Source organism: Paenibacillus sp. FSL W8-0187 (assembly GCF_037969755.1).
Classification (GTDB): Bacteria; Bacillota; Bacilli; order Paenibacillales; family Paenibacillaceae; genus Paenibacillus_AQ.
In genome coordinates, this window is record NZ_CP150206.1 from 399,931 (window position 1) to 415,285 (window position 15,355).

General features: G+C 51.4%; 15 protein-coding genes. All 15 read left to right on the plus strand.

What is annotated here, in order from left to right; genetic code table 11:
- Window positions 1-108 precede the first annotated feature (108 nt).
- Window positions 109-399, plus strand: a complete 291-nt coding sequence (locus MKY48_RS01815) for a lasso peptide biosynthesis PqqD family chaperone (RefSeq protein WP_076322552.1) — start codon at window positions 109-111, stop codon at window positions 397-399.
- Between the two features lie 2 nt (window positions 400-401).
- A complete protein-coding gene (locus MKY48_RS01820) occupies window positions 402-905 on the plus strand; it encodes a lasso peptide biosynthesis B2 protein (protein WP_339292139.1) in 504 nt (167 codons plus the stop codon).
- Window positions 902-2,707: an ABC transporter ATP-binding protein gene (locus MKY48_RS01825; RefSeq protein ID WP_339292140.1), complete on the plus strand. Its 1,806-nt coding sequence runs from the start codon at window positions 902-904 to the stop codon at window positions 2,705-2,707. The genes MKY48_RS01820 and MKY48_RS01825 overlap by 4 nt, the downstream gene beginning before the upstream one ends.
- A gap of 399 nt (window positions 2,708-3,106) precedes the next feature.
- Window positions 3,107-3,307 carry a cold-shock protein gene (locus MKY48_RS01830; protein ID WP_006207692.1) on the plus strand — a complete coding sequence of 67 codons (201 nt, stop codon included), beginning with the start codon at window positions 3,107-3,109 and terminating at the stop codon, window positions 3,305-3,307.
- 100 nt (window positions 3,308-3,407) lie between these two features.
- A complete protein-coding gene (locus tag MKY48_RS01835) occupies window positions 3,408-3,650 on the plus strand; it encodes a cold-shock protein (RefSeq protein WP_076322548.1) in 243 nt (80 codons plus the stop codon).
- 67 nt (window positions 3,651-3,717) lie between these two features.
- Window positions 3,718-3,966 (plus strand): helix-turn-helix domain-containing protein, encoded by a 249-nt coding sequence (locus tag MKY48_RS01840; protein ID WP_339269591.1) that lies wholly within the window; start codon window positions 3,718-3,720, stop codon window positions 3,964-3,966.
- Between the two features lie 265 nt (window positions 3,967-4,231).
- Window positions 4,232-4,690, plus strand: coding sequence for an Hsp20/alpha crystallin family protein (locus MKY48_RS01845; RefSeq protein WP_339292141.1), 459 nt, complete (start codon window positions 4,232-4,234; stop codon window positions 4,688-4,690).
- Window positions 4,691-4,847: 157 nt separating this feature from the next.
- Window positions 4,848-5,552, plus strand: coding sequence for a PspA/IM30 family protein (locus MKY48_RS01850; protein WP_339293461.1), 705 nt, complete (start codon window positions 4,848-4,850; stop codon window positions 5,550-5,552).
- A 27-nt stretch (window positions 5,553-5,579) separates the two neighbouring features.
- Entirely contained in the window at window positions 5,580-6,611 is a 1,032-nt protein-coding gene (locus MKY48_RS01855) for a TFIIB-type zinc ribbon-containing protein (RefSeq protein ID WP_339292142.1), read from the plus strand.
- Window positions 6,608-7,408 (plus strand): TPM domain-containing protein, encoded by an 801-nt coding sequence (locus tag MKY48_RS01860; protein WP_339292143.1) that lies wholly within the window; start codon window positions 6,608-6,610, stop codon window positions 7,406-7,408. The genes MKY48_RS01855 and MKY48_RS01860 overlap by 4 nt, the downstream gene beginning before the upstream one ends.
- Window positions 7,409-7,429: 21 nt before the next feature.
- Entirely contained in the window at window positions 7,430-8,491 is a 1,062-nt protein-coding gene (locus tag MKY48_RS01865) for an SPFH domain-containing protein (RefSeq protein ID WP_339292144.1), read from the plus strand.
- Between the two features lie 659 nt (window positions 8,492-9,150).
- Window positions 9,151-10,539, plus strand: coding sequence for an extracellular solute-binding protein (locus MKY48_RS01870; RefSeq protein ID WP_339269599.1), 1,389 nt, complete (start codon window positions 9,151-9,153; stop codon window positions 10,537-10,539).
- Window positions 10,540-10,622: 83 nt separating this feature from the next.
- A complete protein-coding gene (locus tag MKY48_RS01875) occupies window positions 10,623-13,499 on the plus strand; it encodes an extracellular solute-binding protein (RefSeq protein WP_339292145.1) in 2,877 nt (958 codons plus the stop codon).
- A 24-nt stretch (window positions 13,500-13,523) separates the two neighbouring features.
- Window positions 13,524-14,474 carry a sugar ABC transporter permease gene (locus MKY48_RS01880; RefSeq protein ID WP_339293462.1) on the plus strand — a complete coding sequence of 317 codons (951 nt, stop codon included), beginning with the start codon at window positions 13,524-13,526 and terminating at the stop codon, window positions 14,472-14,474.
- A gap of 2 nt (window positions 14,475-14,476) precedes the next feature.
- A complete protein-coding gene (locus tag MKY48_RS01885) occupies window positions 14,477-15,352 on the plus strand; it encodes a carbohydrate ABC transporter permease (RefSeq protein WP_339269602.1) in 876 nt (291 codons plus the stop codon).
- Window positions 15,353-15,355: the final 3 nt, after the last annotated feature.

Sequence of the window (15,355 nt, forward strand, 5' to 3'; positions counted from 1 at the left end):
TCATCGCTTTTATCATTGGATCACAATCACAATCCATTTTGTAGAAGCGGGTATCATCAGAATATTCTCAGGCCAGTTTATATAGCTGAAAAAAGGGGGGTTCTATCCATGACTACTGAATTAATCACGACAGACGCTCTCGTTGTACAATCCGAAGGTTTCCTGGTCAGTGATATGGATGGTGAGAAGGTGATGCTGAGCATCGAAAACGGCAAGTATTATAATCTGGGACGGATTGGCGGGCGGATATGGGAACTTATTTCGTCTCCCGTCACGATCTCCAATATGGTGGATCAACTGGTATTGGAGTATGAGATCGAACCGGAGCTCTGTGAGCAGCAGGTACGATTATTCCTCAAGCAGTTAGCCACAGAAGGCCTTGTTCAGGTGGATAAATAGCAATGAGCCTGTACCGGAAAGCACGCCGATTCATGTCTTTTCCTGTAAGCATGAAGCTTATGTTGGCAGAAGCTTACTTGTATCTGGCTTGGGGAAGAGTGTTCAAGCTGTTCCCTTTTCAAAAGGTATCTCCGTCTCTGGGAGAACCTATGAAGGAGACACCGTATGTGGGCTATACGGAGGAGGAGCTTTCGCTTGTCCGCCAAATCTCCAGAGCCGTCCATACCATGAGCCGTGTCACATGGTGGGAAAGCCAATGCCTGGTTAAAGCCGTTGCCGCGATGAAGATGCTGGAGCGAAGAGGGATTCCGAGTACACTTTATCTGGGAAGCGGTCGGGACGATAACGGAATGATGGTTGCCCATGCCTGGCTCCGCTTCGGCTCTTATATTGTAACGGGAAGAGAAGGGCATGAAAGGTATGCCGTTGTCGGGATATTCGGTAAGGATATGGGGACCGAAGGTTTGAACTTGAAGCGGTTATCCGATAAGGAGTTTTTACATTGAAGGATCTCTTTTATTTTATCCGTAAAATGCATGGGATGGCCGGGTTTAAGCTCTACCTCAATATGGGTATGATCCTGTTCATCAGTGTTCTGGACGGCATCGGCATCTATTTGATCGTCCCTCTGCTCGGTGTCATTGGTGTATTCCAGACCGATTTGAGCGGGGTGCCGCTTGTCTCAACCTTGATGGATCTGGCTGGTTCATGGTCATTGCAGCTCAATTTGCCGATGGTGCTGGCCCTCTATGTGGTGATTGTGGGCGGGCAAGCCCTGCTGCAGCGCAGTCAGAACCTGTTGAATGCAAAAATATTGCAGCGATTCATTCGCAAACTGCGCATGGAAACGTATCAGGGGTTGCTGCATGCCAAGTGGGAGTTCTTCCTGCGCCACCGAAAGTCGGATTTCAACCATATCATGACCAATGAACTCGGGCGCGTGAATCAAGGCACGTTTCTGTTCTTGCAGATGGTTTCGTCTTTCTTGTTCACGCTAATTCAGATTGGGCTTGCTCTATGGCTTGCCCCGATGCTGACCCTCATCGTCCTGATGAGCGGTGGGCTCCTTGCCCTGTTTGGACGCCGATTCATCCGGCGGTCGAAGCGGATCGGCGAGCAGACGACAGAGCTTTCGAAATATTATTTTGCGGGCATCAGCGAACATTTCAACGGCATCAAGGATATTAAGAGCAACCGGTTGGAGCCATTTCATATGAACTGGTTTGACAGGCTGTCGCGAAAAATGGAGCATAATTTTATCCAATTTGGCAAGATCAATTCCTTGTCCCAGCTGATCTATCGGCTCTCGTCTGTATTGCTGGTTGCCGGATTTGTGTATTTGGCGCTGGAAGTGCTGCGTACGCCTGCTGAACAGCTGCTGATGATCGTTCTTATCTTTTCGCGCCTATGGCCTAGATTTATCAGCATTCAATCGAGCACCGAGCAGCTCGTGTCGAATTTCCCGGCCTTCCGGGCGATACGCGAGCTGCAAGCGGAATACGAGGTAGACAGGGAGATCGCCGGATCGATTTCGATGACAGGGGGCGAGCGACTTCAGCTGCAGAATGGAATCGATTGTATTCATGTGGACTATCGGTACGATGGCGCTTCCCCCGTCTATGCTTTGCGAAATATCAACTTACATATTCCTGCTAATCGCATGACGGCCATCGTCGGCAAATCAGGGGCGGGCAAGAGCACCCTTATCGATCTTCTTATGGGACTGATCCAACCGGAGAGCGGGCAAGTTCTTGTGGATGGCGTGTCCATGGAGGACGAACGTCAGTTGATGTCGCTCCGAGGGAGTATTGGATATGTGGCGCAGGATCCTTTTCTCTTCAATGAGAGCATCCGGGATAATCTGAAGCTGGTTGCTCCCGATGCCTCGGATAACGAGCTGTGGGAAGCGCTGAGGTTTTCAGCCTCCGACGAATTCGTACATGGGCTTCCGCTAGGCCTCGACACCGTCATTGGTGACCGCGGTATCCGCCTGTCCGGTGGAGAACGTCAGCGGATTGTGCTGGCGAGAGCTATCTTGAAAAAGCCTTCGATTCTGGTGTTGGACGAAGCGACAAGTGCACTCGACAGTGAGAACGAGCAGCGGATACAGGAAGCGTTGGAACAGCTGAAAGGGAACATGACGATCATCGTGATCGCCCACCGACTGTCCACCATTCGCCATGCCGATCAGGTCATCGTGATGGAGCAAGGGCGGGTTATCCAGCAGGGGGGGTATCAGCAGCTTTCCCAAGATCACAAAGGCACTTTCCGGCAGCTGCTGAGTTATCAGACAGGTGCTCAGATGTAACCTCTGATTGGATCGCATAACACTGCTGTATGTGCAAGACGTGTTGTTTAAAGCTGCAACCCTACGGCCATTTCCCGGTATTTTACCGGGAAATGGCCGTTTTTTTGCGGAAGCATTTCTTGAGCTAGCAGATTATACTTACACCCGACCTCCTTCAACATCCCCTTTAGCGGCCATTTGTTTACATTCAGCTTACCCTTGTCTTTTTATGAATTGTACATAAGAAATAAGACGTTTGCTATTTTGGAACGGTTGGGGTATAATAAGTTTATTGGGATTTTGACCTGAGATTCACATATTGCAGAGGGTTATTATTTTGATCAGGAACCTTGTGCAATATGTGAATTTTTTGTTTTTAACCAAAAATGAGAAAATCATATAAATTTAGGAGGTGTTTCTATGCAAACAGGAACAGTGAAATGGTTTAACGCAGAAAAAGGCTTTGGTTTCATCGAGGTTGAAGGTGGCGAAGACGTATTCGTACACTTTAGTGCAATCACAGGTGACGGCTTCAAGTCGCTTGATGAAGGACAACGTGTTGAATTTAACGTAGTCCAAGGCAACCGCGGACAACAAGCTGAGAACGTTGTAAAACTGTAGATTTTTGAAAAGATCCCCAAACGTACCGTTTGGGGTTTTTTTTATAATAGAGCTCAAAACAGCATGAAGGCGTTAAAAATGTAGCTAAGGGGGAAGTTCATTGTCTTATTCTTGGAATAAACCACTGGAAAATCTGCCGGAAGAGATGACTGCGATCTGGTCTTGTACGAAGGAAGGGTGTAACGGTTGGATTCGAGATAGCTTCTCGTTCAAGGAAGTTCCCGTTTGTTCACAGTGCGCGTCGTCCATGGTCAGCAGCAATAAAGTCTTGCCGATCCTTGTTTCGTCGGATCAGCAAATCAAGCTTTACCGTAAGAATCAGCGCAAGGACACCAAATCGTAAGGGGCTGCTCTCACGGCTCCTTGACCATTTTGTTTTAGTCGTTGCGTTAAAGAAAGGTTGAGATCTCATGCAGGTGTTCGAAGATTGGAATTTAAAGGTGAAAAAAACGTTTAATGCAACCAGTAATGAAGAAGTATTAACCGTTTCTGAGGCAGGTCAATTGTTAGGTCTGTCCAAAGATCAAATGAAAAGATATGTCGATCAGAATAAGCTGACCAAAGTTCCGATCATGAGAAGCGTGCATCGATACCTTTTGTTGAAGAGTGAAATCGATCATATTGTGAAAAACGGTAGGTCTGCTCACCCCAATATATAACTGAAACGGGCACCCATTCGGGTGTCTTTTTTATCGTGCTAAATTTCGCGTGAACATAACTTTATTGGGAAGCATGGAAACGAAACAGTCAAAAGGTCAAAAAAGGTCAAATTAAAAGATCGAAACCAATTTATTCGAAAAATCGGCTGAAAATGCGCTAATTTAGTCCTGTTTTCTTTGTCATCGGTTTTGGCATTTATGCGTGCAAGGCATATAATAAAGGCGTAAGGTCAAACAAGGTCAAATAAGAAAGGGGAAATCGATGATGTTTGATTTGATGCCATTTGGAAAGCGTAGAGAGGATGCCTTCGGACAGTTGGTGAAGTCATTTCATGATGTCTTTAACGATACTTTTCAAGATGAGGTGTTTGCACCATTCAAAGGTTCGATGATGTCTTTCAAAACAGACGTTAAAGAGACGGAGCGCGCTTATCTGGTTGAGGCGGAGCTTCCAGGCTTTCAAAAAGACGACATCGAAATCAGCTACGCTGACCCTTACTTAACGATCAAAGCCGTTCGCAAGGAAGATAACAGCGTGGAGGATACGAAGCAGCAAATCGTCCGGAAGGAACGTCGTTATGGCGAGTATGTGCGCAGATTCTACGTTCAGAATATAGCGGAGGACCAAATTGCCGCTTCCCTGAAGGATGGAGTTCTCAAGCTTGAAATACCGAAACAGCCGGACTCTGGTAAGAAACGCATCCAGATTCGGGATGATATCTAATAAACGTACCCTCCGATCTATATGGTCGGGGGGATTTTTTTGCGTATCATTAGTTATATTTTTACATATATTCCATCAAATTTCGGCATTTGAAACCTTTTAGCGGTATGTAGGGTATTATAGGTTAAATGTAAACTTTTCGAGGGGGAAACTCATGGTGGGAATCTTATCGAGGTTTAAGGATGTTATGAAGGTGAATGTGAACGCACTGTTGGATCGGACGGAAGATCCGGAGAAAACAGTTGACACGTATATGCGTAGCTTGAATACGGACTTGGGTCAGGTGAAAGCGGAGACGGCTTCCGTGCTTTCGGATGAGCGAAGAGCGAAGCGGGCCCTTGATGAGTGTTGTGCCGAGATCAAGAAGCTGCAGCGATATGCAGAGAAGGCCGTAGAAGCGGGAAATGAGGATAATGCCCTGAAGTTTCTGGAGAGAAAAGCAACCCAGGCCCAGAAGCTGAACGAACTGCAGGCAGCATACGAATCGGCATCCGCAAACGCCATTAGGATGAAACAAATGCAGGATAAGCTGGTGTCGGACATGAGCCAACTGGAGGCTCGCTATGCCGAGTTGAAAGGGAAGATGGCGGCTGCCAAAGCCCAGCAGGATTTAAACGCCAGCCATTCATCCTCGGGCGGTGCGAATGCGGCATTCAACACGATGGAAGAGAAGGCAAACCGTGCCTTGGATGAAGCGCTGGCCCTGGCTGAGCTTCGCGCCGGAGCGAAGGAAGACGATCTGGACGATCTGATCGCTGAATTGGAGAAGAATATGGGGAAGGACGGAGCTGCTCCAATGGAGACTCTCCCTGCCCAGGATGAACTGGAAGCAATCAAAGAAAAGCTGAAAGAGAAGGAATAATCATTTCATTGTTATCGAGGTGAGGAAATGCCGGTTATCGAATACAAGTGCCCGAACTGCGGCAGCAGCATGGTTTTTGACGGCGATACAGGAATGTTGTCTTGCCTGAGCTGCGGAAGAAAAGATAATATCGAGGAAATTCCCGACCCGCTGAAAAAGCAGGTTTTCGTCGAAAACGAAGTGAAGGAGTATCACTGCAACAGCTGCGGGGCCGTCATCGTGACGGAGCCGGAGACCAGCGCCACGACCTGCAGCTTCTGCGGATCCGCCGTTGTACTCAGCGACCGACTGAGCGGCGATCTGGCTCCGGTTATGGTCATCCCTTTTTCGATTACCAAGGAAGAAGCGATGAAGGCTTTCAAGAAATGGTGCAGAAATGGCCTCCTGACACCAAGCGGATTTATGACAGCGAACCGGATCAAGGAAATTACCGGGATATATGTACCCTTTTGGCTATATGAGTTACATAATCGGGTTGAAGTTCATGGCCACGCCACCAAGGTGAGAACCTACACGCAAGGAGATTACCAGTACACGGAGACCCAGCATTTTGACATCTACCGGAAGATTCGCTTGAACTATATGAAGGTGCCGATCGATGCTTCGGAGAAAATGAACGATGAGTTGATGGATAAGCTGGAGCCTTTTCCCTATCAGCAGCTGAAGGAATTCAAGACGCCTTATCTCGCCGGGTACATTGCCGAAAAATACAGCCATAATGAGCAGCAGCTTCTTCCGCGTGCCAAAGATAAGATCAGCTCCTACATTGATTCGTATATTTCGTCAGCCGTGTCAGGATACACAACCGTAAATTATACCAACAAGCAGATCGATACCACCTTAAAACAGGCGGATTATGTCCTCCTTCCGGTATGGATGGTGCACTATGATTACAACAAATCGGAGCATACCTTTGCGATGAACGGCCAGACGGGTAAGGTCGTCGGCAAGCCGCCGATCAGCAAAGCGAAAGTGGCTGCGTGGTTTGCAGGCATTTCGGGCGTCTCGTTACTGTCATTGAAGCTGATCTCCTGGGCGATGGGAGGAGGTTTCCTGTGAGAAGACGATATGTATTAGGTGCTGTTTTGTTCTTCCTGGTTGCCTATTTGATGGTTCCGGCCTTGATGGTCAAAGCTGCAGATGATAAGCCATTGATCTTTGATGAAGCCAATCTCCTCAGTCCAGAAGAACGAGAAGAGCTGAATGTGATGGCGAATGAGTATGGCGCCGAACGCGAGACAGACTTTATGATCCTTACGGTTGACCGTGTCGAGAATGACGATTATGAGACATGGACGGAAAACTTTTACGATGAGTATGCCCCCGGGTATGATAAGCCGCACGGCAATACCGTTATTTTGACCATAGTAATGAGTGCGCGTGACGGTTCTCGTAATGTGCATTTGGAAGGTTATTATAAGGCTGAGAAGTATCTGGACGCAGGTAGGCTGACCAAAATACGCAGCAAAATTACTCCGGACTTGTCCAGAGGCAATTATAAGCAGGCTTTTGAAAAATATATCAAAACCGCTCATCGGTATATGGGCTTTGAGCCCGACATGAACCCGGATAATATTCTGTTTAATCTTTGGTTTCAACTGGGATCTGCCGCTGCCATCGGCGCTATCGCCGTTGGTGTCATGGCTTACCGTTCCGGCGGACGGGTGACGGTCAATTCTCGCACCTATGAGGATACCAGCACATCGGGGATACTGAACCAGCAGGACCGTTATGTTAGAACAACTATAACGAAGCAGAAGATCGAGCGCAACACGAGCAGCGGCTCGGGCGGCGGAGGCGGTGGCGGCGTCAGCAGTGGCGGCCATTCGCATAGCAGCAGCAGCGGGAAATTTTAATGGAAGGGATGGATAACATCGATGGGATTTTTCAAGAACCAATTCTCTAATGTCGTGGAATGGGAAGAGTTTAGGGACGATATGATTTTCTGGAAATGGAGCAACCGGGAGATTAAAAAAGGAAGTAAGCTGGTCATCCGCTCCGGTCAGGACGCGATTTTTGTCAATAACGGCAAGATCGAGGGGATTTTTGAGGATGAAGGCGTATATAACATCGACTCGGATATCATTCCGTTCCTTTCTACTTTAAAGGGATTTAAATTTGGCTTTAACAGTGGCATGCGCGTGGAAGTACTGTTCGTGAACACGAAGGAATTCACCGTCAGATGGGGGACGCAGAATCCGGTCCTCATTCCGACGCCACAGCTTCCGGGCGGTATGCCGATTCGTGCCAACGGCACGTTCAATTTTAAAGTGAATGATTATGTGACGCTGATCGACAGAATCGCCGGGATGAAAGAGAGCTATCTTGTGGACGACGTCAAGATCCGGATCACTTCGGTGCTCGATCAATTGTTGATGAAATGGATCAGTCGCGAAGGCAAGGACATGTTTAATCTGCAGGCGAACGCCTCCGAAATCGCGAGAGGGATTCGAGAAGACCTGGACATGGAAGTGATGGACAACGGAATAACGATAACCGGCTTCCAGGTGATGAGCTTCAATTATCCGAAGGAAATTCAGGATATGATCACCAAGACGGCTTCCCATGAAATGATCGGCAATCTGCAAAAATACCAGCAGGTCAGCATGACGGATGGGATTGCATCCGGCAAGGTGCAAGGCGGCGGTGCGGCTTCGGATATGGCCGGCATGATGATGGGGATGAACATGGCTAATGAAATGATGAAAAATATGAATCAGAACCAGAATCAGAATCAGAACCAGAATCAGAATCAGAACCAGAACCAGAACCAAAACAATCAGAATCAAAGCCAGCAGTCTCCAGCTGCGAAGGAGCCATCCGCCCCGGCGGCTGCATCCCCTTCTGAAGGAAGCAAGAAGCCCAATTTCTGCCCGAACTGCGGCGCAAAGAATGAAGGGGCGAACTTCTGTCCGAATTGTGGGCAGAAGCTGGGTTAAGTTGAATTTGTGACTAGCCGCGCTAATAAATGTACAAGATTTGATACAAAGTTCGATGCCATCATTGGAATGACGCAAATGGTGGTGGCGTTGAGCGAACGTAAAAACTCTTATCAAAACAGCACCCCTCGCTTTTAAAGCGGAGGGTGCTGTTTTTCTATGTTCGCTGTTTCCTTTAACTAGTTATGTATCCACCTATACTGTTTGTACCTTCTTAGTTATCTTTCGTTCTCCACGTTCCTCCAACACGTTACTTCCAGCTCTGCAACCCTCTCTTCTCATATAGATTCACTTCTCTGTCTGTTCCAACTCCTGCACAAAAAATGTGATTCCTACATGAAAATGATTACGACCCATTCGATCAAATTCCTAATGAAGCTGGTCCAGCGGGCGATTGAGAACTCGCCGGGCCAAAAACAACCGGTGGAACCCGTTTGATTCGGCCGCGCGAGTACCGAATCCGGCCAATGAGAACTAGGCGTGCTGCAGCGGTGAATGCTACGATGGCTCCGTTCGAATCCTGCAATCCTCACAAGAAAAGGAGGAATGTCTTTAAGAGCAACGGAGAACGTTCGGTGGGCCGTTTGTCGAGCTGTCGCGGAGCTGCCGGCGCTGCCCGGCACATGCGAAAGAATAAGCAAAAAGGAGGTATTAAAGAAATGAGTATTAAAAGCAGGAAGCAATGGCTTTTCGTTGTTGTGCTTGTTTTCGTTGTTCTCTTGACGGGGTGCACAAGGGGCGGAGGGAATTCCGCCGACGAGCCGAAGCCGGAACCTCAGATGGCCGTGACAGAGCAGGAGGATGAGCAGCCAAAGAGCGGGGAAGAGCAGCAGGCGCCTGAGGAGGAGCAAACGATTGACATGCAGGGAAAACCGGTGCGCGTCATATCGTGGGGCTATGCCGGAGGCGAGAAGGGCACAGAAGCAGGTGAGCAGCGAATCGCCCTCGAGCAGGAATTGGAAAAGAAGTACAATACAAAGTTTCAATTCGAGCAGATTCCCTGGGGTGATATCCAGGATAAGATTACAGCGTCCATCGTAGCCGGCGAGCCGATCGCGGATGTCTTCCTGCTGGAGCGGTATCGGGCATTCCCTGCGATGGTGCAGAAGGATTTCCTGCAGCCGATTGATGGCATTCTGGATATTAACAACGAAAAGTGGCCTGCTGAAATGCGGATGACCGGCAGCTTCGATGGCAAAGTGTACGGCTTCTCGACGGCTGTAGGCGGCGGGGGCGGCATTTATTACAACAAGGCGATATTGAAGAAGGAGGGTTTACCAGATCCACAAGAGCTGCATGAGAAAGGGGAGTGGAATTGGGATACGTTTCTGGATATAGCGAAGAAGTCGACCAAGGATACAAACGGTGACGGGAAAATTGACCAGTACGGGCTGGCGCTTACCTCAGTAAACTTCGTACCGGCATTTATCGCGTCGAATGACGGAGACGTGACAAAGGTGGTCGACGGTAAGCTGGCGTTCACCGGGGACGACGAAAATGCGATGGAAGCGCTGCGGTTTTATAGCGATTTGAGTAATGTGCACAAAGTCGTCAAGCCGAACCAGACTGACAATTGGGAAGATTACATCAACGCCTTCAACGAAGGCATCGTCGCGATGCGGTATGGAGAAGGTTGGGAGGGAGGCGGTATTCAGACGAACCTGGGGAATGATTACGGCTTCATCTTCATTCCGAAAGGGCCGAAAGCGACCGCTTACCACAACGCGATGCAGCCGACGCTCTGGTTCGTGCCGAAGGGTGCGAATCCGGATGCTGTCCGCATCTACGCCGAGTACCTGCTCGGCTACATGCCGAAGGAGGGGGAGTTGGACGCTTGGACGGAATCGCTGTTTGCCGATCAGAAAAGCCTCGACAACTACATGGAGATGGGAAAAATTATGAAGCCGAAGGATTGGGAGGGAATCCCTAACTTTGGTCAGGAAATCCGCAAGGTCTGGGATAATATCGGTGCAGGCAAGGAAACGCCGGAAACGGGCATGAAGAGCGTACGTCCGGTGCTGGAAGGGCTGCTCGATGCAGCGCAGTAATCATAGCGATACTCCGCGGTGCCCGGGCTTCGGGAAGTCTCCCGGATGCCGCACAAGTTCGCGAGCAAAGAGGGGAGTGGCGGATGAGAGTTCGAGCCATCTGGAAACGAAGCTTGTTAACCGTCCTATGCGGAGTGCTTGGCTGGGCCACACTGCTGCTGTTGCCTGATGGAAGCTCCGCGCCGCTAGCGGCAACGGACGCGGCAGTTAAGACTGTCTCTCCAGAGGAAGCCTTCGAGGGGAAGGAGGGCTCGTACGCCCGCTATCTTCAGGACTATGCAGACGAGCGTCCTCCCTCAGACGAGATACGGATTGAAGCAGAGCGGCAGCCGATCAGTGGTTCCGGCGCTGTCGTTGCCATGGAGCGCGAGGGGGCGGAAGGAAGCGCCGCTCTGTCCGGCGAGAGCGGCGAGATCAGCTGGGACGTCGACATCGAAGAGGGCGGCCTCTATCATCTCTACGTGCGCTATTACCCAATGGAAGGCCGAAGCGAGGCGATTGAGAGGGCGCTGCTCATCGACGGTCAGCTTCCGTTTACCGAAGCGGAGCGGTTGCTGTTTCCACGTGCTTGGGGCAACAAGGAGGAGCGCATCCGGCAGGATGCGAACGGAAACGATATGAGGCCGTCCCAGGTGGAAATCCCGGCATGGGAGGAGGTGGCGCTCTCCGATGCGGACGGCTATTATGAGGAACCTTACCGGTTTTATTTTGCCAAGGGAAAGCACAGGATTACACTCCGCTCCGTACGGGAGCCGATGCTGGTTGATTATTTGGTACTGCGCCCGGCCAAGGAAATACCCGCTTACGCCGACCTGCGGGCATCGTACGAGCGGCTCAGATACGGCAAACCGGCGGAAGGTACCTTGATCTCCGTGCAAGGTGAAGACGCTGCTGTCAAATCGAGCTCGACCTTGTATCCGCTTGCCGACCGGTCCAGCCCCGCCACTGAACCGTTTCATCCAAAGGAAATCCGGCTGAATACGATTGGCGGCAACAATTGGCGCATCCCGGGACAATCCATTACGTGGACGTTCGAAGCGCCACAGGATGGACTGTACAAGATCGCCGTGAAGTATAGGCAGCATTTTGTCCAGTCCCTCGAAGTTTCACGGCGGCTCAAGATCGACGGCCAGGTTCCCTTCGCAGAAGCAAACCGTATCGGCTTCAAGCCGAGCGGTGGGTGGCAGATGATGCAGCTGGGCAATCCTGAAGAGCCTTATCTGTTCTATTTGACGAAAGGAAAGCACAGGCTATCGCTCGAAGTGACATTGGGCGAAATGACGCAGCATATCCGCAGCGTTGAGCAAGCCGTACTGGAACTGAACCAACTGTACCGTAAAATTATTATGATTACTGGCGGGTCCCCTGACCCGTTCCGCGATTATGAGCTGCAGAAGCGGATTCCCGAGCTGCGCGAGACATTCGAGGTGGAGGGCCGACGTCTTCAAGGCGTGATCGGAAGCATGGAGCAGCTGTACGGAGGCAAGGGTGAGCGGATGGCGGTGCTGAATACGGTCGCCTTTCAGCTGCTAGATCTGGCGGACGACCCGGAATCGATCGCCAAGCGTCTGGATGCGTTCAAATCCAATATCGTCGCTTTGGGGACGTGGATGTTGACAGCGAAGGAACTGCCTTTGGAAATCGATTATTTGATCGTCGCTTCAGAAGAAGCCCGGCTTCCGCAAGCGGACGTATCGTGGCTGGCTAATGCGGAACACGGCGTCCGGCAGTTCCTTCAGTCGTTTTTCACCGATTACGATGCAGTCGGCGCGACCGACGAGGAGGCGGAGGCGGTAGACGTCTGGGTTACAGGGGGGCGGGATCAGGCCCAACTGATCAAATCGATGATCGACACCTCATTCACCCCGCAGACCGGCATTCCCGTCAATTTGCGGCTAGTCGACCCGGCGGTGCTGCTTCCAGCGACGCTGGCCGGCTCCGGGCCTGATGTGGCGCTCGCGTCTAGCAATGTCATCGATTTCGCCATGCGTGGCGCTTTGCAGGACCTGTCGGTCTTTGACTCGTTCCAGCATGTGAAGCAGCGGTTTGCAGCCAGCGCGTTCGTCCCGTTCGAGTACGAGGGCGGGGTGTACGCTATCCCGGAGCAGCAGACGTTTCCGATGCTGTTCTACCGAAAAGACGTGCTGGAAGAGATCGGCGCAGAGGTGCCGCAGACATGGGAGGAAATGTATGCGCTTATCCCGGTGCTGAACAAGCGACAGCTGTCGATCGGATTGACGCCGGATGTGACGATGGACATTCTGTTGTACCAGAACGGCGGCTCGTATTACAAGGACGGAGGTAAGGCGTCGGGATTGGATGCAGAGGAAGCATTGTTGGCTTTCAAGCGGTGGACGGATCTATATGTCAACTACAAGGCACCGCAGCAATTCGATTTCATCAACCGGTTCCGCATCGGCGAGATGCCGGTGGGCATCGCGGACTACACAATCTACAATTCACTGGTCGTCTTCGCTCCGGAAATCCGCGGCTTATGGGCTTTCGCTCCTGTCCCGGGAACACCGGAAAGCGAAGACGCAATCCATCGCGAAAGCGCGTCCGTCACGCTCGGCTCGGTCATGTTCAAGCGTGCGAAGAATAAGGAGAACGCCTGGGCGTTCATCGACTGGTGGAGCGGCAAGGAAGCCCAGCTGACGTTCGGCCGGGAGCTGGAGGCGCTCATGGGCGCTGCAGCGCGGTATCCGACGGCCAATCTGGAGGCGCTGCGGGAGCTGCCTTGGCCAGCTGACGATTTTGAGCGGCTGATGGAGCAACTGGAGTGGGTACGCGGTATTCCGGACGTGCCCGGTGGCTACTTCACGAAGCGTCATCTGAACAATGCGTTTTTCGAGGTGCTGAACAAAGGGGCCAATCCGCGCGAGACGCTGAAGGATTACGCGCGGACGATCAACCAGGAAATTACGGTCAAACGTCGCGAATTTCATTTGCCAACGGATTAGAGAGGAGGATGCATCATAAGCGTACTGTCTAAACAGACGAAGGCAGGCGCGGCGCCGTTTCGGACGGAGCGTCCGACTCGATTCCGTAGGCTGCTGCTCGAGTTGAAGGCGAGCCGGCAGGATTATATGATGCTGGCGCCGTTCTTCGCCATCTTCTTCACATTTACGGTCCTGCCTGTTCTCATGTCTATGCTGCTCAGCCTGACGGATTTCAATATGCTGGCGTTCCCGAACTGGGTCGGGCTTAACAACTATGCCCGTTTGTTTATTAACGACGAAGTGTTCCTCATTGCGGTGAAGAATACGATCCTGCTCGCGACGATTACCGGCCCGATCAGCTATCTGGCCTGTTTTGTCCTGGCCTGGCTGATCAACGAAGTGTCGCCGAAGATCCGCGCCTTCGTCACGCTTGTGTTCTACGCCCCGTCCTTGTCGGGCAACGCCTTTATCGTCTGGAAGCTGCTGTTTGCGAATGATTCCTACGGCTTCATCAACGCCTTCCTGCTGCGCAACCGTATCATTATGGAGCCCATATTGTGGCTGTCCGACATCAACTACATCCTGCCGATTCTGATCATCGTGCAGCTTTGGCTCAGTCTGGGCACAAGTTTTCTGGCGTTCATCGCAGGACTGCAGGGGATGGACAAAACGCTGTTCGAAGCCGGCGCGATCGACGGCATCCGTAACCGTTGGCAAGAGCTGTGGTATATCACACTCCCGTCAATGCGTCCGCAGCTTATGTTCGGCGCGGTTATCCAAATTACAGCTTCATTCGCAATTGCCGAGGTTTCGACCCAGATCGCCGGGTTTCCGAGCGTGCAGTACGCAGGCCACACCATCGTCACCCATCTGGACGATTATGGCGGTATCCGGTACGAGATGGGCTATGCATCGGCGATCGCGACCGTGCTGTTTGCCTTGATGCTGGGCTCCAATTTGCTTGTTCAAAGACTGCTCAAGAAAGTCGGTGAATAAAGTTGGCGACGATACGGATTCGACGTAATCGAAGATGGAACCGTTCGCTTGCCGTCGACCTTCTGCTGTTTCTGGCGCTTGCTGGCGTCGGCGCCTTTATGGTGCTGCCGCTGCTGTTTGTCGTCAGCAACGCGTTTAAGCCACTCGACGAGATCTTCCGGTTCCCGCCGAGGTTTTTCGTCCGGTACCCGACGCTGCGAAACTTTACGGAATTATATTATTTGCTGTCCTCATTCTGGGTGCCATATACGCGCTATATATTCAACACTGTCTTTATCGCGGTCGTCGGCACGGCGGGCCATGTCATACTGGCGTCTTTGGCCGCTTACCCGCTGGCCAAACGCCGCTTCCGGGGGCGAGGCGCGCTTTTTACCATCGTTGTCCTTTCCCTCATGTTTTCCGGGCATGTGACAGCCATTCCCAACTACATGACGATGTCGTGGCTCGGCCTGCTGGACAGCTATTGGGCGGTCATCATCCCGGCGCTCGGCTCTTCGCTCGGACTGTTCCTGATGAAGCAGTTTATGGAGCAAATGGTACCGGACGCGCTGCTTGAGGCAGCCCGCATCGACGGCTGCAGCGAGTATCGGATCTTATGGCGGGTTGTGATGCCGATCGTCAAACCGGCCTGGATGACGCTCATCATTTTCTCCTTCCAAGGGTTGTGGGGCGCGGGCGGCACCGGCAAAATCTACATCTACAGCGAACAGCTCAAGACACTCGATCATGCGCTCGGGCAAATATTGGCGGGCGGCATCGTGCGCACGGGACCCTCGATGGCTGCAACGCTGCTCATGATCTCAGTGCCGATTGCGATCTTCATTATCTCGCAGAGCAACGTTATCCAAACGATGTCGACATCCGGTATGAAAGATTGAGAG